The 18,994-nt window shown below is 59.8% G+C and carries 20 protein-coding genes; 12 read left to right on the forward strand and 8 right to left on the reverse strand.

All coding sequences use genetic code 11. The features are described 5' to 3' along the window. Nucleotides 1-2: 2 nt before the first annotated feature. Entirely contained in the window at nt 3-734 is a 732-nt protein-coding gene (locus ACXAH8_RS11245) for a VOC family protein (protein ID WP_475218422.1), read from the forward strand. Here ACXAH8_RS11245 and ACXAH8_RS11250 read toward each other — a convergent pair whose 3' ends face one another. Beyond that, on the reverse strand, nt 735-1,031 hold the full coding sequence (locus ACXAH8_RS11250; RefSeq protein ID WP_170552338.1) for an HNH endonuclease: 297 nt from the start codon (nt 1,029-1,031) through the stop codon (nt 735-737). Nucleotides 1,032-1,077: 46 nt separating this feature from the next. Here ACXAH8_RS11250 and ACXAH8_RS11255 point away from each other — a divergent pair, with 46 nt between their 5' ends. Then, nucleotides 1,078-2,256, forward strand: a complete 1,179-nt coding sequence (locus ACXAH8_RS11255) for a TIGR03862 family flavoprotein (protein ID WP_475218543.1) — start codon at nt 1,078-1,080, stop codon at nt 2,254-2,256. Here ACXAH8_RS11255 and holA read toward each other — a convergent pair. From holA to ACXAH8_RS11275, 4 genes are all read right to left on the reverse strand, one after another. Then, complete coding sequence (holA, locus tag ACXAH8_RS11260; protein WP_475218427.1) at nt 2,253-3,281, reverse strand: DNA polymerase III subunit delta; 1,029 nt, start codon at nt 3,279-3,281, stop codon at nt 2,253-2,255. The two genes, ACXAH8_RS11255 and holA, sit on opposite strands and share 4 nt — an antisense overlap. Further along, nucleotides 3,278-3,781 carry an LPS assembly lipoprotein LptE gene (lptE, locus tag ACXAH8_RS11265; protein WP_475218429.1) on the reverse strand — a complete coding sequence of 168 codons (504 nt, stop codon included), beginning with the start codon at nt 3,779-3,781 and terminating at the stop codon, nt 3,278-3,280. The genes holA and lptE overlap by 4 nt, the downstream gene beginning before the upstream one ends. Then, on the reverse strand, nt 3,768-6,434 hold the full coding sequence (gene leuS / locus ACXAH8_RS11270) for a leucine--tRNA ligase (protein WP_475218431.1): 2,667 nt from the start codon (nt 6,432-6,434) through the stop codon (nt 3,768-3,770). Before leuS ends, lptE begins: the two co-directional genes overlap by 14 nt. Before the next feature lie 73 nt (nt 6,435-6,507). Next, on the reverse strand, nt 6,508-6,996 hold the full coding sequence (locus ACXAH8_RS11275) for a DUF3576 domain-containing protein (RefSeq protein WP_170376039.1): 489 nt from the start codon (nt 6,994-6,996) through the stop codon (nt 6,508-6,510). Between the two features lie 282 nt (nt 6,997-7,278). On the opposite strand from ACXAH8_RS11275, the gene ACXAH8_RS11280 reads away from it, so the two are divergent. Then, complete coding sequence (locus ACXAH8_RS11280) at nt 7,279-8,352, forward strand: porin (RefSeq protein WP_170719731.1); 1,074 nt, start codon at nt 7,279-7,281, stop codon at nt 8,350-8,352. Between the two features lie 103 nt (nt 8,353-8,455). Next, nucleotides 8,456-9,115, forward strand: a complete 660-nt coding sequence (locus ACXAH8_RS11285) for a YggS family pyridoxal phosphate-dependent enzyme (RefSeq protein ID WP_475218433.1) — start codon at nt 8,456-8,458, stop codon at nt 9,113-9,115. On the opposite strand, the gene ACXAH8_RS11290 is transcribed toward ACXAH8_RS11285, so the two are convergent. Both ACXAH8_RS11290 and ribA read right to left on the reverse strand, forming a co-directional pair. Then, nucleotides 9,099-9,599: a L,D-transpeptidase family protein gene (locus ACXAH8_RS11290; RefSeq protein ID WP_475218435.1), complete on the reverse strand. Its 501-nt coding sequence runs from the start codon at nt 9,597-9,599 to the stop codon at nt 9,099-9,101. The genes ACXAH8_RS11285 and ACXAH8_RS11290 overlap by 17 nt on opposite strands. Further along, nucleotides 9,596-10,690, reverse strand: a complete 1,095-nt coding sequence (gene ribA / locus ACXAH8_RS11295; RefSeq protein ID WP_475218437.1) for a GTP cyclohydrolase II — start codon at nt 10,688-10,690, stop codon at nt 9,596-9,598. Before ribA ends, ACXAH8_RS11290 begins: the two co-directional genes overlap by 4 nt. A 162-nt stretch (nt 10,691-10,852) precedes the next feature. On the opposite strand from ribA, the gene ACXAH8_RS11300 reads away from it, so the two are divergent. The 6 genes from ACXAH8_RS11300 (at nt 10,853) to ACXAH8_RS11325 (ending at nt 15,030) form a co-directional block, all read left to right on the forward strand. Beyond that, nucleotides 10,853-11,539, forward strand: coding sequence for a response regulator transcription factor (locus ACXAH8_RS11300; protein ID WP_170375588.1), 687 nt, complete (start codon nt 10,853-10,855; stop codon nt 11,537-11,539). 342 nt (nt 11,540-11,881) lie between these two features. Next, on the forward strand, nt 11,882-12,271 hold the full coding sequence (locus ACXAH8_RS11305; protein ID WP_475218439.1) for a VOC family protein: 390 nt from the start codon (nt 11,882-11,884) through the stop codon (nt 12,269-12,271). A 125-nt stretch (nt 12,272-12,396) separates the two neighbouring features. Beyond that, nucleotides 12,397-13,185 carry an exodeoxyribonuclease III gene (locus ACXAH8_RS11310; protein WP_475218441.1) on the forward strand — a complete coding sequence of 263 codons (789 nt, stop codon included), beginning with the start codon at nt 12,397-12,399 and terminating at the stop codon, nt 13,183-13,185. A 76-nt stretch (nt 13,186-13,261) separates the two neighbouring features. Then, nucleotides 13,262-14,179 carry a thioredoxin gene (gene trxA, locus ACXAH8_RS11315; protein WP_475218443.1) on the forward strand — a complete coding sequence of 306 codons (918 nt, stop codon included), beginning with the start codon at nt 13,262-13,264 and terminating at the stop codon, nt 14,177-14,179. A 27-nt stretch (nt 14,180-14,206) separates the two neighbouring features. Beyond that, complete coding sequence (locus tag ACXAH8_RS11320) at nt 14,207-14,848, forward strand: LON peptidase substrate-binding domain-containing protein (RefSeq protein WP_475218445.1); 642 nt, start codon at nt 14,207-14,209, stop codon at nt 14,846-14,848. Next, nucleotides 14,845-15,030 carry a Trm112 family protein gene (locus ACXAH8_RS11325; RefSeq protein ID WP_170460087.1) on the forward strand — a complete coding sequence of 62 codons (186 nt, stop codon included), beginning with the start codon at nt 14,845-14,847 and terminating at the stop codon, nt 15,028-15,030. The genes ACXAH8_RS11320 and ACXAH8_RS11325 overlap by 4 nt, the downstream gene beginning before the upstream one ends. A gap of 25 nt (nt 15,031-15,055) precedes the next feature. Here ACXAH8_RS11325 and ACXAH8_RS11330 read toward each other — a convergent pair whose 3' ends face one another. Next, entirely contained in the window at nt 15,056-16,282 is a 1,227-nt protein-coding gene (locus tag ACXAH8_RS11330; protein ID WP_475218448.1) for an FAD-dependent monooxygenase, read from the reverse strand. A gap of 87 nt (nt 16,283-16,369) precedes the next feature. Here ACXAH8_RS11330 and ACXAH8_RS11335 point away from each other — a divergent pair, with 87 nt between their 5' ends. Both ACXAH8_RS11335 and ACXAH8_RS11340 read left to right on the forward strand, forming a co-directional pair. Next, nucleotides 16,370-17,698, forward strand: coding sequence for an amidase (locus ACXAH8_RS11335; RefSeq protein ID WP_475218450.1), 1,329 nt, complete (start codon nt 16,370-16,372; stop codon nt 17,696-17,698). A gap of 109 nt (nt 17,699-17,807) precedes the next feature. Further along, entirely contained in the window at nt 17,808-18,989 is a 1,182-nt protein-coding gene (locus tag ACXAH8_RS11340; protein ID WP_475218452.1) for an aminotransferase class I/II-fold pyridoxal phosphate-dependent enzyme, read from the forward strand. Nucleotides 18,990-18,994 lie beyond the last annotated feature (5 nt).

The following is an 18,994-nucleotide window of genomic DNA, read 5'->3' on the forward strand; positions in this document are numbered from 1 at the left end:
GGTTGTCCGCAGTCAGGCTGCGCGTCGCTCATCCGGCTTGTCTGGCCGGGTTCTATCGGGACGTTTTGGGTATGTCCGTGCAGGAAATCGGCGAATCCCGGCGTGTCGGATACGCTGGAGAGGATGCTGATCTGCTGCTGCTACCGGGAGGCAGGGGGTATTCCCACGATCAGGGACATCGCTATTGGAAGATCGGGATCACTCTGCCCGATGTCGATCTGGCAACTGAGGCGCTGCGGGCCAAGGGCTATGCTGTCAGCGAACCGCGCCAGTTCCTCGATATCGGGTATATGGCGCATCTCAGCGATCCCGAAGGCTTTGTGATCGAGCTTTTGCAGCATGACTTTGAAGGCAACCGCCCTGAAAATTCCGCCGACCCTGCGGCCCCGCTTGCCGGGGCGCGAGTGGGTCAGATCACCTTGCGCACAGGGGATATCGCCGCCGAGGATGTGTTCTGTCGCGCTCAGGGTATGAAGCTTCTGTCGATGCAGGATGTGGCGGCCTATGGGTTTGACCTCCATTTCTATGCCTTCACGCAAGAGGCTCCGCCCGATCCTGACCTTTGGGCGGTCGAGAATCGCGAATGGCTCTGGAAACGATCCTACACAACGCTGGAGTTCCAGCATGTGCAAGACGCCCAATTCTCGCCTGTTCCCGATTATCTGGGGATCGAGGTCGAGGGTCTGCCCGCCGCGCTTTCGGATGCGTTTGGCGATCCGGTTCTGCCTAGCTGATCAGCGCCCGCGTCGTTTGCCCGGAACTTTCGACCGGAAACCGGGCGGACGTTTGCGTACCCAACCTAGGAATTTCTCAAGCCTTGGATGGGCGCGCAGGGCCTCGACCGTGTTGAAGCTGCGCGCCAACTCGGCCTCTGACAGGGTGGCGTGGACCTCTTTGTGGCAGATCTGGTGCAGCAGGACGGTCGGTCCGCCCTTGCCTCCTTTGAGTTTTGGGATCAGATGATGCAGGCTACCGCCGCCATCGGGAATGGGGCGGTCGCAAAGCGGGCAGATCGGATCGCTGTTCGTCATGGTTGGGAATGATGCGCCTGCGGGCGGCGAAGGCAAGAGGGCGAAGATGGCGCAGGCAGTGGTGATCGGGGCGGGACCGGCCGGGTTGATGGCGGCCGAGCAGCTTGCCCTTGCCGGTCACTCGGTTCTTGTGGCCGAGGCCAAGCCCTCGGTCGCGCGCAAGTTCCTGATGGCCGGAAAGTCGGGTCTGAACTTGACCAAGGATGAGCCCCTTGAGGCACTGATCCAATCGTATGAAGAAGCCGCAGACTGGCTGCGCCCGATGCTGGCTGAGTTTGATGCGCAGGCCGTGCAGAACTGGGCGCGCGCCTTGGGGCAAGAGCTTTTCACCGGCTCAACAGGTCGCGTTTTTCCGACCGTTATGAAGGCCTCACCCTTGCTGCGTGCATGGCTGGCGCGTCTGGCTGATCGCGGTGTCGAGATCCGAACTCGCTGGCGCTGGACCGGGTGGGAGGGGGAAGCGCTGGTTTTTGATACTCCGGATAGCCCGCAACGGCTGCAGCCCGACGCAACTGTGCTTGCCATGGGCGGGGCCAGCTGGGCGCGGTTGGGCTCGAACGGGGCTTGGGCACCATGGCTGGCGGCGAAAGGCGTGCAGCTTGCGCCGTTTGCACCTGCAAATGCTGGGCTTTTGGTCGAATGGTCGGATCACATGACCGCGCATTTTGGCGCGCCGATCAAAGGGGTCGCGCTACAAGCCGGAACCCGGCGCACACGCGGCGAGGCGGTGATCTCGGCCCGCGGCTTGGAAGGCGGGGGTATCTACTCTATCTGCAAGCCGGTGCGAGAGGGGGCGCCCCTGACGATCGACCTGATGCCTGACCTGTCGATCTCGGAAGTGGCCGCGCGTCTGGCAAAACCGCGCGGCAAGATGAGCCTGTCCAATCACCTGCGCAAAGCCCTGAAACTTGGACCGGTGCGAACTGCATTGCTGATGGAGTTCGCCCGCCCCCTTCCAGACGCACCCGACGACGTGACCGCGTTGATCAAAGCCCTGCCGGTACGCCACGCAGGATTGCGCCCGATGGATGAGGCGATCTCGACCGCCGGGGGCATCACGCGCGCTGCCTTGACCGACGGACTGATGCTGACCGCGATGCCCGGTGTGTTCTGCGCCGGTGAGATGTTGGATTGGGAGGCACCCACTGGCGGCTACCTTCTCACGGCCTGTCTGGCGACCGGGCGCTGGGCTGGACGGGCTGCTGGTGACTGGCTGAACCGCTAGCGCGACCGAGCCAGCATCGCCAGCCGGATCATCGCTCGTTCGACCAAGGCCATCGCGGGGGCCGTTTGCCCGGCTGAGCGGAGCGACAGGTCGGTATCTGTTAGTACTGTCAGCGCCGTCTGCAGCTTTGCCGCACCCCATCCTTGAGCCTGCCGTAAAATACGGTCGCGTCGTTTGCCATAAACGGGCGGGCGCAGCTTACCGATCCCTTGCGCCGCTCCACCGGGGTCAGAGGCACAGGCATAAAGCGTACGGAAATGGCGGGTCGCGCCGATACACAGCGTCACCCCGTTGGTGCCCTGCGCCTGCAGGCGACGGATCAGCGGCCCGATCTCTCCGGCGCGGCCTTCGGCGACCACGTTCAATACATCATCCAGCGCTGCCTCGGTCGAGCGGGGCGCGCAGGCTTCGATATCTTCCAGGCTGAGTTTGCTATCGTCGCCGCGTTTGTAAAGCGACAGTTTCTCAACTGTTTGGGTAAAATCACCGGGGCTGAGGCTGACTGACAACTCTCCTAGCGCCGACATCGCGTCGCGTGGGATGTTCTGCAAGCCGGCTTGAGTCAGGATTCGCTCAACCTCGGCCCGAGAGGGCGGGTCGTCGTAGATGCCCACCGCATAGGTTGCCGGATGCGATTCGAAGGCCTTGCGGATTTTCGAGCTGGCTTTCAGCTGGCCCGCCGTCACGATGATCTGAGCATCACCGGGGGCCCAATCCTCAAGCGCGGCAAGGATCGAGGGGGCGGCGGTGTCGGTTGCCTCTTCCACGAACACCGCGCGGGGGCCCGGGAAAAATCCAACCGCTTTGACCGCATCCAGCAGTAGCGCCGGGTCGCCGCGCAGATCGCTGCCGGGCATTCGTGTCAGACGCATCTCTCCTTCGGCATTTGCCCCAAGCAGCGCGGTCAACACCTGTTGGCGCTTCAAAGCCACGCGCATCGTGTCGGCGCCGTAGATCAGCAACCCGGTTTTGTCCGCGTCTGGTCTGGCAAAATACCCGTCCGCCTCGCGCGGGCTCAACTTCATGAGGTCAGGCCCGGCGTCGCATAGAGGCGATTTACGATCTGGTCCGACAGAATCACCATCAGGCGCTCACGGGCGTCGCGCTCATCTGCCAGGGTCGAAACGGTGGAACCTGCCGCCGAATAGCCTACGAAATCCGTGACTTCGCCAGAGGCCAGAATCTGCCCGGTTTCATTCGATTTCAGCGTGTATTCGGCACGCCCGTCGATGGACAAACGGTTGATTTCGTTGGTGGACGTGATCGCAGCAGCCTGGACGGCGGTCTCAACACGGACATCCAGACGGTAGGCATTGCCTGAGGTCGCGCTGCGCCCGAGCTTTTGTTCGAGGTTCTGAACCAGTAGGTAACTCTCGACCGTGTTCGGGGCCGATACCTCTACCTTGCCAAAGAGTTCCGACCCCGCCCCACCGGGCGCATAGATCGGTTCAAACCCGCAGGCGGCCCCAAGAAAACAGGCAGCCAGCGGGGCGAACAAAAAACTTCTGCGGTTAAACGACGACATTCACGATCCGGCCCGGGACAACAATCACCTTCTTCGGCGCGGCTCCCTCCAGCGCCTTTTGCACAGCTTCGGTGTTGAGCGCGATTTTTTCAACCTCATCCTTGGGCATATCCTTGGGAACGCTGATTTCCGCGCGGCGTTTGCCGTTGATCTGGATCGGCAAGGTGATGGTGTCATCGACCAGCATCGCCTCATCCGCGACCGGCCAAGCAGCTGTTGCCACAAGACCCTCACCACCCAGCAGCTGCCAGAGTTCCTCGGACAGGTGCGGCGTCATCGGCGACATCAACTGCGCCAAAGTCTTAGCGGCTTCGCGCTTGGCCTCGGTCCCTGCTTTCGACTTCGCCAGAGTGTTGGTGAACGCATAAAGCTTGGCGATGGAGGCGTTGAAGCCAAAGGATTCGACTCCCCCCGAAACATCATGGATCGCTTTGTGCATCTCGCGCAGCAGGGTTTCGTCTTCTCCATTGGCCGGAACGTCCGACTCGGCGATCTCGGAGGCGATGCGATGAACACGGCTAAGGTGCTTGAACGCGGCCTCGGCTCCGGAAGCTGTCCATTCCACGTCCCGCTCGGGTGGCGAATCGGACAGGACGAACCAACGGGCGGTATCTGCGCCGAATGCCGAGATGATGTTGACCGGGTCCACAACGTTTTTCTTGGATTTCGACATTTTGGCCGAAGGGATGACTTCAACCTGTTCGCCCGTTGCTTTGAGAACGAAACTCGTTTCCTTGGAAACTCGGGGCGATCCGTCGGGCTTAATCACCAACCCATCGCCAGAAACCTGCACCCCTTGGGGGTTTTTGGCGAGGTTCGCTTCGAAAGCTGCCGGCGTCGTCACATCCTCGGGGAGGTGATAGACAGGGCGGCCATTGGCGTCGCGCGTCTGGTAGATCTCATGCGTGACCATGCCCTGAGTGAACAGTGCATTGAACGGCTCGATGGCCTTTTTCGGCAGATGGCCGGTGATCTGCATCGCGCGGGCGAAGAAGCGGGAATAGAGCAGGTGCAGAATCGCATGCTCTATACCGCCGATATACTGGTCGACATTCATCCAGTACTCGGCTTCAGCCAAATCAGTCGGAGTTTCCGCGCGTGGGGCGGTGAAGCGCGCGTAGTACCAGGACGAATCGACGAACGTGTCCATCGTGTCGGTTTCGCGCTTGGCCGGTGCGCCGCAGGACGGGCAGGGCGTATCCCGCCAGCTGGGGTGACGGTCCAGCGGATTGCCGGGGATCGAAAAGTCGATGGCTTTGCCGTTGCCATCATCATACGGCAGCTTGATCGGCAGATTCTCTTTCTTCTCGGGCACCGTGCCGCATTTTTCGCAGTGGACCACGGGAATCGGGCAGCCCCAGTAGCGCTGGCGGCTCAGACCCCAGTCGCGCAGACGGAATTTGGTGACGCCTTCGCCCCAACCCGCCTTTTCAGCAAAATCGACGGTGGCGTTGATGGCCTCTTCGCCGGTCGCCTCGGTCAGGCCCGCGAAATGGTTCACCCAGCGGACTTTCTCGGTTTTTGGTGGAACGAATGCGAGCTTGTCGACCGGAGACTCATCGTCCAGCGCAAAGAACGTATCGACCACGGGCAGGCCGTATTTGCGGCAGAAATCCAGATCGCGCTGATCATGAGCCGGGCAGGCGAAGATAGCGCCGGTGCCGTAATCCATCAGGATGAAGTTTGCGATCCAGACCGGCAGTTCCCAGTTCGGGTCCAGAGGGTGCTTGACCTTGATGCCAGTGTCATAGCCCAGTTTCTCGGCGGTCTCGATGGCCTCTTCTGTGGTGCCACCTTTGCGGCATTCAGCAACGAATTCAGCGACTTCTGGGTTTTCAGCCTCAAGCTGTTTGGCAATCGGGTGATCTGGCGAGATGCCGACAAAAGACGCGCCTAGCAGGGTGTCGGGGCGAGTCGTGTAGACGGTGATCGGCTCACCTCCATCGGTGCGTTCAAAGCCAAATTGCAGGCCACGCGACTTGCCGATCCAGTTCTCCTGCATCAGTCGGACTTTGGCGGGCCAGTTTTCAAGCGTGTCCAAGGCGTCCAGCAGCTCCTCGGAATAGTCCGAGATCTTGAAGAACCATTGCGTCAGTTCACGGCGTTCGACCAAGGCGCCCGAGCGCCAGCCGCGTCCATTTTCGACCTGCTCGTTGGCCAGAACGGTCATATCGACCGGGTCCCAGTTCACGACGGCGTTCTTGCGATAAACCAGACCGGCCTCGAGCATATCGAGGAACAGCGCCTGCTGCTGGCCGTAATACTCTGGATCACACGTGGCGAATTCGCGCGACCAGTCGATCGACAGGCCCAGAGGCTTCATCTGCCCGCGCATGTCGGCGATGTTGCCATAAGTCCAGTCTTTGGGGTGGCCGCCAATCGCCATCGCAGCGTTTTCTGCCGGCATCCCGAACGCGTCCCACCCCATTGGGTGCAAGACGTTGTGGCCGGTCGCCAGCTTGTGCCGCGCAATCACGTCGCCCATCGTGTAGTTGCGCACGTGACCCATATGGATTCGGCCAGACGGGTAGGGGAACATCTCAAGCACGTAGTATTTCGGCTTGTCCGCCTTGTGGTCGGCGGTGAAGATTCCGGCCTTGTCCCAGGCCTCTTGCCATTTTGCTTCGATTTCACTGGCCGAGTAGCGCGACATCATGCGGTCCTTCGTAACTGAAAACGCCGGGTAGGAACCCGGCGTGGTCTTTAGAGCGATTTTGATCGGGTTGCTAGAACTTGTTGTCTGCAATCCGTAGCTGTCTTGCGCGCGAGAGGATTGCATCCTCGACCGCGCGGGTGGTTGCGGCGCTTACCGGAGAGCCCCCGCTGGACTGCAGCGCAACCGAAAGGGAGCGCGCGGCAAGCGCCGGGTCACTTATATGCACGGTGGCGCGATACTGCCGCCCACCGCCCGGAGGGGTGCCGTAACCCGTTACGATTACACCCGTAAAGGGATCAACCTCTTGCACGGGCAGGAAATTCAGAACATCCAGCGACGCCGCCCATAGGTAACGGTTTACGTTTGTGGTCTGCTCGGCATTGTTGGGGCCGAAGATATCCCAGATTGACGTACGTTCGGGATCATCCAGCTCGCGCTCATCGGTGCGGGTGCTGTTGGAAGTAAGTAGGTCCGGGTTCGTAACGGCGCTGCGATTCTGTCCGCATGCTGCAAGAGTGGCAGTCAGAAAGATCAAACCCAAAGTCGTCGGCAAGCGCATCGTTGGTCGGTCCTGTTTCGCTATAATTGCGGTCATTGGAAGCTACTCCTAGCCAAGGACCCTTTTCGCAACAAGCCTATTCTTATCAAATCCCACTATATCCGCGTGACAGGGCGGTGATCAGGACTGTGGCATCCTTGCACCAATCCAACTTCAATGCGGTCCAGGTATTTAGGCCAACCTTGCACAAAGGGGGGGAAAAGAGCGAAACGATGTCCGTGCTGAGACATATGCTTTGCATGTGTCGAGTAGATAAAACTTTTTGAAACCGAGGGAAACAAGATGAAAAAAGTTCTCTTCGCAACGACGGCGCTGGTAGCGACCGCAGGCGTTGCAGCAGCTGAAGTTAACTTCAGCGGTTACGGCCGGTTCGGTCTGGGTTACCAGGAAGACCGTACGCAAACCACCACCCTTACCGATGCTGGCGCCGACGGCGTGCCGGGTACTTCGGATGATGTGTCCTATTCGGGTACGACAGAATCTGACGACGTGATCCTGGTCTCGCGTTTCCGTCTGAACATTGACGGCATCGCAGAAACCGATGGTGGTGTTCGCTTCGAAGGTCGTATTCGTGTACAGGCTGACGACGATGGCCAAGGTGAAGCTGGTACAGCTCAGCTGAACGGCGCACGTTACTCGGTTATCTTCGGTGGTCTGCGTGTTGACGCTGGCAACATCGCCGGTTCGTTCGACAACCTTGCAAACTACTATGGCTACGAAGTTGGTCTGGAAACATTCCTGGGTCAGTACTCGGGTGTTGACTATAGCTTCGCAACCTACAGCTCGTCGGGCGCAGGCGTAAACGGCGTCTTCTTCCAATACGCTGTTGGTGACTTCGCATTCGGCGCGTCGTATGACCAAGCTGCAACCATCACCGCAAGCAACCCTGTTGCTCCGGTTCCGCCAGCAACTGTCGGTACACTTGACCTGGTTGAAGAAGATGGAGACCGTTGGGACATCAGCGCAACCTACACCTTCGACAACATCACTGCCGCTCTGGCCTACGGTCAGACCGACGGTGGTTCGGGTGACGACCCAAGCCTGCTCGTTTTCACCCTGGGTGCTGAGTTCGGCGACTTCGCAGGCACTCTGTTTGTTGCAGACGATAACACCGAAGTAGATGCCACCGACGGCACTGCATACGGTCTGTCGGTTGCCTACAACGTTGGCGCTGCGACCACCATCCAGTTCGTCTACGGTGACGGTTCGGCTGATGGCGATACCCGCAACGTTGGTATCGGCGCTCACTACGACCTGGGTGGCGGTGTATCGCTGCGCGGTGGTATCGGCCAAATCAAAGAAGGTGAAGCAGACAGCTTTGTCCGCGCCGACTTTGGTGCCCAGTTCAACTTCTAAGTTGATCTGAACCACATGGTTCTGGGGCGGGTCTTCGGACCCGCCCTTTTCTTTTGCGCCGACTTGGTGTTTGTCTCGCTGCAAACCAGATTTAAGGATCGCTATGTCGCTGTCAGAGATTTCCGCCCGTATCGCAAAAGCCGAAGCCAAAGCCGGGCGGGCTGCTGGGACGGTGAAGCTGATCGCCGTATCCAAGGTGCAGCCAAATGAGCGTGTGCAGGATGTGCTGGAAAAGGGTCATCGGTGCTTTGGCGAGAACCGCGTGCAGGAGGCAGCCGGAAAGTGGCCCGCGTTCAAGGAACAATTCGAAGGAATTGATCTACACCTGATCGGCCCGCTTCAAACAAACAAAGCCCGTCAGGCAATGGAGCTTTGCGACGCCATCCACTCGGTCGATCGCCCGAAACTGGCCAAAACTCTGGCGCGGTTGGCGCAGGAGCTTGGGTCCTGTCCGGACCTCTTCATTCAGGTCAATACGGGGGAAGAGGAACAGAAGGCCGGTATCCTTCCTGCAGTTGCGGATGGGTTCATTGCAGAATGCCGGGCGCTGGACCTGCCCATACGCGGTCTGATGTGCATCCCGCCGGTCGAGGAAGAACCCGCGCTGCATTTTGCCTTGCTGGCGAAGATTGCTGCCCGCAATGACCTCGAGGGTCTTTCGATGGGTATGAGCGGCGATTTCGAACAGGCGATAGCGCTGGGGGCCACCCATGTGCGCGTCGGCTCGGCCATCTTTGGCGAACGGGTCAGACCTCAGGAATGATCAGGCGGGTGCCGGGCGTGATCCGCTCGGCTATCCAGCGCAGGTGGTCGCGACGGAAGGCGACACAGCCCTCGGTCGGATAACCCGGTCTCCGCCATTGGTGCAGGAAGATGGCAGAGCCTTTGCCCGGCACCGCATTCGGCCAATTCCAATCGGTCAGCAGCACCAGATCATAGAGAGGGTCCGCGCGGCGCAACCGTTCGTGGCTGAACGGATAGGGGGCAGTGACCAGTTGGTTGTAACGACTGTCTTTCGAATCGTCCGACCACAGGTCTTGCGGGCCGATCGGAATGGCCCATGACGCAGGCGCCGAGATCCGATCCGCGCGGTAGAGCATGCCGACAATGCGATGGGCGCCGACCGGCGTGGCGCCATCGCCTTCGCGTTTGGCGGTGCTCCGCCCACCTTTCCCGATTGAGCAGGGAAAGGACCGCCCCCGGAACCGAATACCCCGGGGGGTCAGCACCAAATCTGCGGGTGTCACAGCAAATGCCCGGATTTCGCAGCCTTGGTCTCAAGATATCCGCGGTTATGGGCGGTTTCCCCGACTTTCAGCGGAACCCGCTCGGCGACGGCGATCCCCGTGCGCTCCATCATGGCGATCTTCGCGGGATTGTTGGTCAGCAACCGGACCGAGCTGAAGCCCAGCGATTTCAGAATATCCGACCCGAGGCGGAAATCGCGCTCATCGTCTTCAAACCCAAGGCGGTGGTTGGCTTCGACCGTGTCAAAGCCCTGATCTTGCAGGAAATAAGCGCGCATCTTGTTGGCCAGCCCGATTCCGCGCCCTTCCTGGTTCAGATAGAGCAACACTCCGGCTCCCTCGGCACCCATCTGAGCTAGCGCGCCGCGCAGCTGAGGGCCGCAGTCGCATTTCAGACTGCCCATGATGTCGCCTGTAAAACACGCCGAATGAAGCCGAGCCAAGACGGGCTTGCTGCGATCCGGTCGCCCGACCTCGACCGCGTAGTGCTCTTCCCCGCCGTCTTCAGGGCGGAAAACGTGCAACCGACCGGCCTCGGACACCTCCATCGGCAAGCGCGCGGCGACAACCGGGTGCAGGGCGCTGCGATCTGCCAGATGCGGCGCGGCCCGGGAGTGATCTATGCAAGTCAAACCGTGGGTTGCCACGAAATCACGACCGTCTTCGACCGGCAGCACCACGGCGGCAGGCAGTAATCGGGCGGATTTGGCCAGCGCGATGGCAATGCGGTGCAGATTGGCATTGCCCTGCCTTTCGGTCATCAGCGGGCCTTTCATCGGCGCATTCAGATCGTCCGATGGGTCCGCTACGGCTTGTACCCATGCCATGTCTGCATCCGCCGGGATCAATACCCGCGCCAAATCGCCATCGTATGCGCGTGCTTTTAGCGTTTCCGCCCGTCGCCCGGTGATGGCCACCACAGGTGTCCCACCCAAACTGCGTAGATCGGCAAGTCGTTGGGGTGTGATCGTCTCGGCCGAGATGGCCAGAACGCTGCCGCCATTGTCATCCACCAGCACGATTGGCACGCCCATCCGCAGGTCAGCCCGCGCGCGCGCCAGCAATTCGGTGATATCGGGGATGAGACTCATCTATGTTACCCTATAACGTTCGACCCTTTTCCTAGCGCTTTCGGCTGGAATTGTGAAACATTTCCGCTGCGTCTGACACGAAGGCGTGAGACGGTTGCAGTAAATCTTGTTGATTGCATATTCCACACGCAAGTGATGGGAAAGGCTTTGGAGGACCCAAGAATGGCTCAGCTCAAGAAAATCCTGTTGGTGGATGATGACGAGGACCTGCGCGAGGCGCTCAGCGAGCAACTTGTGATGACCGAGGATTTCGATGTGTTCGAAGCCTCTGACGGAGCGTCCGCGATGGAGCGCGCGCGCGAAGCGATCTATGACCTCGTGATTCTGGATGTGGGTCTTCCCGACACGGACGGTCGAGAGTTGTGCCGCCTGATGCGCAAGCAGGGCGTCAAAAGCCCGATTCTGATGCTGACGGGCCATGACAGTGACGCCGACACGATCCTGGGTCTGGATGCCGGTGCCAATGACTATGTCCCCAAACCGTTCAAATTCCCGGTTCTGCTGGCCCGCATTCGCGCCCAACTGCGCCAGCATGAACAGTCCGAAGACGCCGTATTTGTGCTTGGCCCCTACACGTTCAAGCCTGCCATGAAGATGCTGATCACCGAGGAAGACCGGAAAATCCGTCTGACCGAGAAGGAAACCAACATCCTCAAGTTCCTCTACCGCTCGACCGATGGTGTGGTGGCGCGCGATGTCCTGCTGCATGAGGTCTGGGGCTACAACGCGGGTGTTACGACTCACACGCTGGAGACGCACATCTACCGCCTACGTCAGAAGATCGAGCCTGATCCGTCAAATGCTCGCCTTTTGGTCACAGAGTCGGGTGGATATCGACTGGTATCTTGATCCGAGGTGGATTGATTTGGATCAAAGTGATACCCTGAAGTCATAATTAGGTTACTCCCAACCCGTGCATGTCCGGGTAATGACATGTACCTCCCTGTTGGACTGCCGGGCCAGATGGCCCGGCTTTTTTTGTTGAGCGCCTTCGTAATCACTCTTTCTTGGGCTGTGAGCCGCTTATCACTACACGCTCAGAAAAAGCTTGGTTTGCTCGGCAAGATTCGTTTTATGAATCAGTGCCTGAGGCACAGGTCCTTTTACGGCCTAAGCAATTCGGGGGTTGCGCTATGTCTGACCGGATGCCATTTGTTCCCTATATGTTCCAACTATTTCGCGAGGTATTCTATGTCCCTAAATTACGTGATGGTCGGTTCAAACGATGTAGCAAAAGCGAGGGATTACTTCGATGCCGTCCTGCCCTTGATTGGTGGAACGGTGGTCATGGAATTCATGCCCCATGGATTTTGCTATGGTCTGCGCGGTGGTGGACGGATTTGGGTCGCGCCGCCGTTCAACAAGGAAGCAGCAACGCCAGGCAATGGGAATATGGTCGGTTTGCTTTGTGAAAGTGAAGAAGAAGTTCAGGCAGCCCATGCGGCGGCTCTCTCTGCTGGCGGAACCAACGAAGGGGAGCCGGGACCACGCCCGCAATATGGCCCTGACTTCTATGGAGCTTACGTTCGGGACCTTGATGGCAACAAAATGAGTTTCGTCTATTTCGGCGACGTGGACTGATCGCAGCAAAAGCTCGTATCGCCCGCATAGCAGTCATTGACGAACCCTAGCCGTTTGTGGCCTGTTCTCGTGGCGCCCAACGCCGTGCCAAGCCAAGCCCGGCTTCGACAGAGGATTCCCCTATCATGCCCTTCACCCTTGCTACCTGGAACATAAACTCGGTCCGCTTGCGCGAGCCTATCGTGCTGAAATTGCTGCAGGAAGAGGCTCCGGACGTGCTGTGTTTGCAGGAATGCAAATCTCCAGTTGAAAAGATCCCGACCGAAGGGTTTGCGGAACTGGGGTACACCCACATGGTGGCCCGTGGGCAGAAGGGCTACAATGGGGTCGCCATCCTGTCGCGCATCCCGATGGAGGAGGTCGGCGACAAGGATTTTGCCGGTCTCGGCCATGCTCGTCACATCGCCGCGCGGTTGGAAAATGGCGTCACCATCCAAAACTTCTACGTCCCAGCAGGCGGAGATGTACCGGATCGTGAGGTGAACGAGAAGTTCGGGCAAAAGCTCGACTATCTCAGCGATATGCGCGACTGGTTCCACACTGAGAAGCCCGAGAAATCCATTCTGGTCGGCGATCTGAACATCGCCCCGCGCGAGGATGATGTGTGGTCGCACAAACAACTGCTCAAGGTCGTCTCACACACGCCGATCGAGGTTGAGGCATTGGCTGAAACACAAGATGCGGGCGGTTGGGTCGATATCACCCGGCAGGACATCCCTGAAGGGCAGCTTTATAGTTGGTGGTCCTACCGGGCGCGCGATTGGGACGCTGCTGACAAGGGCCGGCGACTGGATCACGTTTGGGCCACGCCGGATATCTCGAACGCGGGGCATTCCAGCCGTGTCCTGCGCGATGCGCGCGGGTGGGAAAAACCAAGCGACCACGCCCCCGTTTTCGCCAGTTTCGACCTTTAGACTTGCAACTCGGCTCTTGGTTTCTGCAGCAAGGGACTGCATATAGGGCGCACGTTTGAACCGGAGAGTGAATGCCATGGACCTTCTGAGCGGCGCGGAAAGCACCTCAGCCACCGATCTGATCAAGGACAGCAGCGAAGCCACCTTTATGGAGGATGTTGTCGAGGCGTCGCAGGAAATTCCGGTGATCGTGGATTTCTGGGCACCTTGGTGCGGCCCGTGCAAGACGCTTGGCCCCGCGCTTGAAGAGGCGGTGACCGCGGCCAAAGGCGCGGTCAAGATGGTCAAAATTAACGTAGATGAGGCGCAAATGATCGCGTCTCAGATGCGCATTCAGTCGATCCCAACCGTCTATGCATTCTTCAAGGGTCAGCCGGTGGACGGCTTTCAAGGCGCTTTGCCGGGTTCCGAGATCAAGGCCTTTATCGACCGCGTGATCGAGGCGGCCGGTGGCGAAAGCCCCGGTGGTCAACTGGAGGATGCCGTACAAGCAGCCGAGGAAATGCTGGCAGAAGGCGCAGCCGTGGATGCGGCGCAGACCTTTGCCGCGATTCTGGGCGAAGACCCCAACCATGCCGCTGCCTATGGTGGTCTGGTGCGTGCGCATATTGCCTCGGATGATCTGGAACAGGCCGAGGCGATCCTGAACGGTGCGCCTGCCGAGATCTCAAACGCTCCGGAACTCGAAGCTGCCCATGCCCAGTTGGAATTGGCCAAGCAGGCGGCGGATGCGGGCCCGGTGGCTGAGTTGACCGCAGCCGTTGAGGCCGAGCCGGACAATCATCAGGCTCGGTTCGATCTCGCACAGGCCCTACATGCCAATGGCGATGTGGAAGAGGCTGTGACGCAACTGTTGGAGCTGTTCCGCCGCGATCGTGAGTGGAACGAGGGCGCCGCCAAAACGCAGTTGTTCACGATCTTCGATGCGCTCAAGCCTAACGATCCGATTGTTCTGAACGGGCGGCGCAAACTCAGCTCGATGATATTTGCCTAATTTCGGATCAGAGCTAGACTCGGGTCTATGATTCATCCCGCCGACTTGCCGGATACGATATCCGTGTTTCCACTGCCCGGGGCGTTGCTGCTGCCCCGGTCTCGATTGCCGTTGCACATCTTCGAGCCACGCTACTTGCAGATGCTTGACGATGCCTTGAAAACAAAGGAGCGGCTGATCGGAATGGTTCAGCCGAACCCCTCGCTGAACGATGACACAAAACTGCATCGCATTGGTTGCGCCGGTCGTGTCACGCAATTCTCAGAGACTGAGGATGGCCGCTATCTGATCACTCTGACCGGTGTTTCCCGATTCCGCATCAAGTCCGAACTGGATGCATTCACGCCTTACCGCCGGTGCGAAGTGTCCTGGGAGGGGTTTGACCGCGATCTTGGCAAGGCCGAGAAGGACGATGTGTTCGACCGCAGCCGCTTTCTGAACCTGCTGGAACGCTTCTTCGAATCGCGTGATCTGTCGACGGATTGGGACTCGCTGAAAGAAGCAGATGATGAGCTTTTGGTGAATTCGCTGTCGATGCTGATGGATTTTGATCCGGAAGACAAACAGGCCCTACTGGAGGCCCCCTGCCTGCGTACAAGGCGCGAGACGCTAGTGACATTGATCGAATTCGCGCTGCGGGGCGGATCAAACGAGGAAAAACTGCAATGAGCGAGCCTGAACACGCTTTCGACCGCCACATGCTTGAGGCGCTCATCTGCCCTCAGACGCATACGACGCTGCACTATGATGCGGATAAGCAAGAGCTGGTGTCGAAGGCCGCCGGTCTGGCCTTTCCGATCCGCAACGGCATCCCCGTGATGCTGGTAGATGAGGCCCGCGCGCTGGACTGAGCATTTTTGAACGCTCAAGAGCGCTCTAGATTGGCCGTCCTTGCAACAGCTTAGGCAGGTCGCCGGTCAACCCGGCGGCCTCACGAACAAAGCCTCGGCGCAGGCCGGGCAGAGATCCGACAATGCCCATCCCGATGTCCCGCCCAAGGCGCAGCAGCGGGTTGTCATTCGAAAACAGCTTGTTGAACACATCGGTCGCCATCGCCAGCGAGGCCGTGTCGAACCGTCGCCATTCCTGATAGCGCTCCAGCACCAGAACCGACCCGATATCCTCGCCGCGCCGTCCGGCCAAGGTCAGCACTTCGGCCAAGGCACCCACGTCCCGCAGCCCGGCGTTCAGGCCCTGGCCTGCAATGGGGTGCATCCCGTGTGCGGCATCGCCCACAAGGGCAAGGCGATCCGAGATGAAGGAATTGGCTATGGTCAGGTTCAATGGATAGGTGAAGCGGTCGCCCTGCAGGCGGATGTCGCCCAGAAAATCCCCGAACCGAGGGCGCAAGACCTGCAGGTATTCGGCCTCGGGCAGGGCGTTGATGCGCTGCGCTGCCTCGGTGCGTTCGCTCCAGACGATCGAGCTGCGATTGCCGGTCAGTGGCAGGATCGCAAGTGGGCCGGGGGGCATGAAGAACTGATGTGCAATGCCGTGATGCGGCAGTTCGTGTTCAATCGCGCAGACAAGGGCTGTTTGGCCGTAGTCCCAACCGGTACGCTTGATCCCGGCGCGGGATGCAGTTCCACTACTGCGCCCGTCGCAGCCTACGACTAGATGACCCTCAACACGCGCACCATCATCCAGCGTCAACGCCACACCAGTTGCATCGACCTGTTGCGAAACGACCGTTCTGCCGTTGATCTGGGTGATCGCATTGTCTTTTGCCATCGCCTCAAAAAACGCGCGGCGCAGGTGACGATCTTCGACCATGTAGCCCATCGGGCCTTCCTCGATCTCAGCGTGGTCGAAATGCATGAAAAAGGGTGACGGCCCGATACCCGCATGGCCGTCGGTGACCTTGATCTCAAGCATGGGTTGGGCATGTTCCTCGACCCGCTCCCACACGCCGATTGCGTCCAGCAACCGCTTTGACGCCAGCGCCAGCGCATAAGACCGCCCGTCGAATGCCGCGTTCTTGCGGACCTTTTCGCCCAACGTGTCTATCACGCAAACAGAATGCCCGGTTTGCGCCAGTGCCAATGCTAGGGCCGCGCCGTTCAGGCCTCCGCCCACGATCAGGATTTTCGATGCCTGTGTCATGCCCAGCAATATGCGCGCCCTTTCGGGATTGTCCATGTGCGGTCCTGTCGCTACCGTCCCAGAAAGTCAGACGCAAGGAGGGGTGTGATGCAGGAATGGCTAACCATGACGGCCTGTGATTTGGGCCGAGGGATCGGCAAGGGGCAAATCGACCCCGTTGAACTGACCGAAACCTATCTGGCCGCCATTGACGCCCATCCCCATCGCGACCGCATCTATGCGCGCGTCACCCATGACCGCGCCCGTTCTGAGGCGAAAGCCGCGAAAGAGCGCGCCGCCTTGGGTCTACGTCGATCCTTGCTGGATGGCGTGCCGATCAGCTGGAAGGATCTGTTCGACACGGCTGGTATTGCAACCGAGGCGGGCTCGGCCTTGTTGAAAGGGCGCGTGCCGGACGCGGATGCTGTGGTCTTACGCAACGCAACGGCCATGGGCACCGTATGCCTCGGCAAAACCCATATGAGCGAACTGGCGTTTTCAGGGCTTGGTCTGAACCCGATCACGGACACTCCGCCCTGCGTGGATGATGAAGATGCCGTGCCGGGCGGCTCATCCTCGGGGGCCGGGGCCTCGGTGGCCTGGGGGCTGGCGGCCTGCGGGATTGGCTCGGACACGGGCGGGTCGGTGCGAATCCCGGCAGCCTGGAACAATCTGGTGGGGCTGAAAACCACGGCCGGGCGGCTCAGCCTTGAAGGGGTCGTGCCGCTCTGTTTGCGGTTCGACACGGTTGGTCCTCTGGCGCGTTCCGTCGAAGATGCCGCGCATATGCTGGCCTTGCTGGAAGGCGGCACGCCGGCGGATCTGCGTGGTGCAAGCCTGAAAGGCCGCCGCTTTGCCGATTTGCAGAACGTCGCCAAGGACGACCTGCGCGATGCGCCGCGACAGGCGTTCGACGATGCGCTGGATCGTTTGCGCGATGCCGGGGCCGAGATTGTACCGCTGGAGGTACCTGAACTGCACGACGCAATGGCGCTTTCGGGTGTTCTCTACACGACCGAGGCATACGGGCTGTGGAAAGACGTCATCGAAGCCAACCCCGAGGCGATGTATCCCGAAATTCTTGAACGGTTCCGGACCGGCAAAGATGTATCAGGCCCCGACTATGTGGCCGCGTGGTCCAAGCTCAAGGCCTGCCGCGCAGCCTGGGATGCGGCGACCGCCGGGTTCGATGCTGTTCTGGCCCCAACCGCACCTATCTTACCGCCCAATCTGGAAAGACTCCTCAGCGATCACGACTATTACGTAACCGAGAATCTGCTGGCCCTGCGCAACACGCGTATCGGCAATCTGATGGGGCTTGCAGCACTGACCCTGCCGACGGGAACTGCGGGTTGTGGCTTGATGATGCTGGGCTATCCCGGCTCGGAAGAAGCGCTGCTGCGGTTGGGTTCGGCGGCGGAAAGCGCATTGGCGTGAATGCCACAATCCCCTGATTCGGAACCTCTTTGTCTGGACGGGGCGGGGTCTGATCTGTAATCTGCCAATCAAACGGGGCGAAAACGATCCCGATATTGAGGCAGTAGATATGAATTTCCCCGAGCGGTTTTCGAACCTACCGGAATACGCATTCCCGCGTCTGCGCACCCTGTTGGACCACCATCAACCGGGCGGAGACGTGATTCACATGACCATCGGCGCGCCGATGCATGACTTTCCCGCTTGGGTCACTGACGTCATCACGGAAAATGCCGCCGGGTTTCAGGGCTATCCCCCGAATGAAGGCTCGCCCGAGCTGCGCGGTTCGATCACCGACTGGATCAAGCGCCGCTATGGCGTGACGATGGCCCCCGATATCAACGTGATGGCCCTGAACGGCACGCGTGAGGGGCTGTACAATGCTGCCATGGCGTTGTGCCCCGAACAGAAGAACGGGCAAGATCCCATCATTCTGTGTCCGAACCCGTTTTATCAGGTCTATATGGTCGCCTCGATCTCGGTCAGGGCGCAGCCTTATTTTGTGTCCGCCACCGCCGCGACCGGCCATTTGCCGGACTATGCCAGCTTGCCTGACGATGTGCTGAACCGAACGGTTGCCGCCTATATCTGCTCGCCTGCGAACCCGCAGGGGGCCGTCGCCTCGCGTGACTATTGGGCCGAGCTGATCGGGTTGGCCGAGAAATACGATTTCCGCATTTTCGCCGATGAATGCTATTCCGAGATCTACCGCGATGAGGCACCAACAGGTGCTCTGACCGTCGCGCAAGAGATGGGCGCTGATCCTGAGCGGGTCTTGCTGTTCAACTCTCTGTCCAAGCGTTCGAATTTGGCCGGGCTGCGCTCGGGCCTTATTGCGGGCGGGCCGGACAGTATCAAACGGGTCAAACAGCTGCGCAACTATGCGGGTGCACCATTGCCACTGCCGCTACAGGCCACTGCCGCGCGCGTCTGGGCCGACGAGACGCATGTTGTCGAGAACCGTGCGCTCTATCAGGAAAAATACGCCATCGCGGATGAGGTCTTCTCGGGCCTGCAGGGCTACATGCCGCCCGAGGCTGGGTTTTTCCTGTGGCTGCCAGTCGAGAGCGGCGAAGAAACCGCATTGAAGCTGTGGCAGGAGACTGGCGTTCGGGTCCTGCCGGGTGCATATCTTTCTCAAGGTGACCCGGGGCAAAACCCGGGCGAGCAATTTATCCGGGCCGCTTTGGTGGCTCCAAAAAAAGAGTTGCAGCAGGGGCTGATCAAGCTTCGTGACTGCATCTATTCGTGAGGTAC

It is taken from the genome of Ruegeria sp. ABV3_008, assembly GCF_056161185.1.

Coding starts and splice junctions, on each gene's coding strand:
- ACXAH8_RS11250 (WP_170552338.1), bottom strand. CDS start 1,031: ATGACGAACAGCGATCCGATCTGCCCGCTTTGCGACCGCCCCATTCCC.
- ACXAH8_RS11255 (WP_475218543.1), top strand. CDS start 1,078: ATGGCGCAGGCAGTGGTGATCGGGGCGGGACCGGCCGGGTTGATGGCG.
- holA (WP_475218427.1), bottom strand. CDS start 3,281: ATGAAGTTGAGCCCGCGCGAGGCGGACGGGTATTTTGCCAGACCAGAC.
- lptE (WP_475218429.1), bottom strand. CDS start 3,781: ATGTCGTCGTTTAACCGCAGAAGTTTTTTGTTCGCCCCGCTGGCTGCC.
- leuS (WP_475218431.1), bottom strand. CDS start 6,434: ATGTCGCGCTACTCGGCCAGTGAAATCGAAGCAAAATGGCAAGAGGCC.
- ACXAH8_RS11275 (WP_170376039.1), bottom strand. CDS start 6,996: ATGCGCTTGCCGACGACTTTGGGTTTGATCTTTCTGACTGCCACTCTT.
- ACXAH8_RS11280 (WP_170719731.1), top strand. CDS start 7,279: ATGAAAAAAGTTCTCTTCGCAACGACGGCGCTGGTAGCGACCGCAGGC.
- ACXAH8_RS11285 (WP_475218433.1), top strand. CDS start 8,456: ATGTCGCTGTCAGAGATTTCCGCCCGTATCGCAAAAGCCGAAGCCAAA.
- ribA (WP_475218437.1), bottom strand. CDS start 10,690: ATGAGTCTCATCCCCGATATCACCGAATTGCTGGCGCGCGCGCGGGCT.
- ACXAH8_RS11300 (WP_170375588.1), top strand. CDS start 10,853: ATGGCTCAGCTCAAGAAAATCCTGTTGGTGGATGATGACGAGGACCTG.
- ACXAH8_RS11305 (WP_475218439.1), top strand. CDS start 11,882: ATGTCCCTAAATTACGTGATGGTCGGTTCAAACGATGTAGCAAAAGCG.
- ACXAH8_RS11310 (WP_475218441.1), top strand. CDS start 12,397: ATGCCCTTCACCCTTGCTACCTGGAACATAAACTCGGTCCGCTTGCGC.
- trxA (WP_475218443.1), top strand. CDS start 13,262: ATGGACCTTCTGAGCGGCGCGGAAAGCACCTCAGCCACCGATCTGATC.
- ACXAH8_RS11320 (WP_475218445.1), top strand. CDS start 14,207: ATGATTCATCCCGCCGACTTGCCGGATACGATATCCGTGTTTCCACTG.
- ACXAH8_RS11325 (WP_170460087.1), top strand. CDS start 14,845: ATGAGCGAGCCTGAACACGCTTTCGACCGCCACATGCTTGAGGCGCTC.
- ACXAH8_RS11330 (WP_475218448.1), bottom strand. CDS start 16,282: ATGACACAGGCATCGAAAATCCTGATCGTGGGCGGAGGCCTGAACGGC.
- ACXAH8_RS11335 (WP_475218450.1), top strand. CDS start 16,370: ATGCAGGAATGGCTAACCATGACGGCCTGTGATTTGGGCCGAGGGATC.
- ACXAH8_RS11340 (WP_475218452.1), top strand. CDS start 17,808: ATGAATTTCCCCGAGCGGTTTTCGAACCTACCGGAATACGCATTCCCG.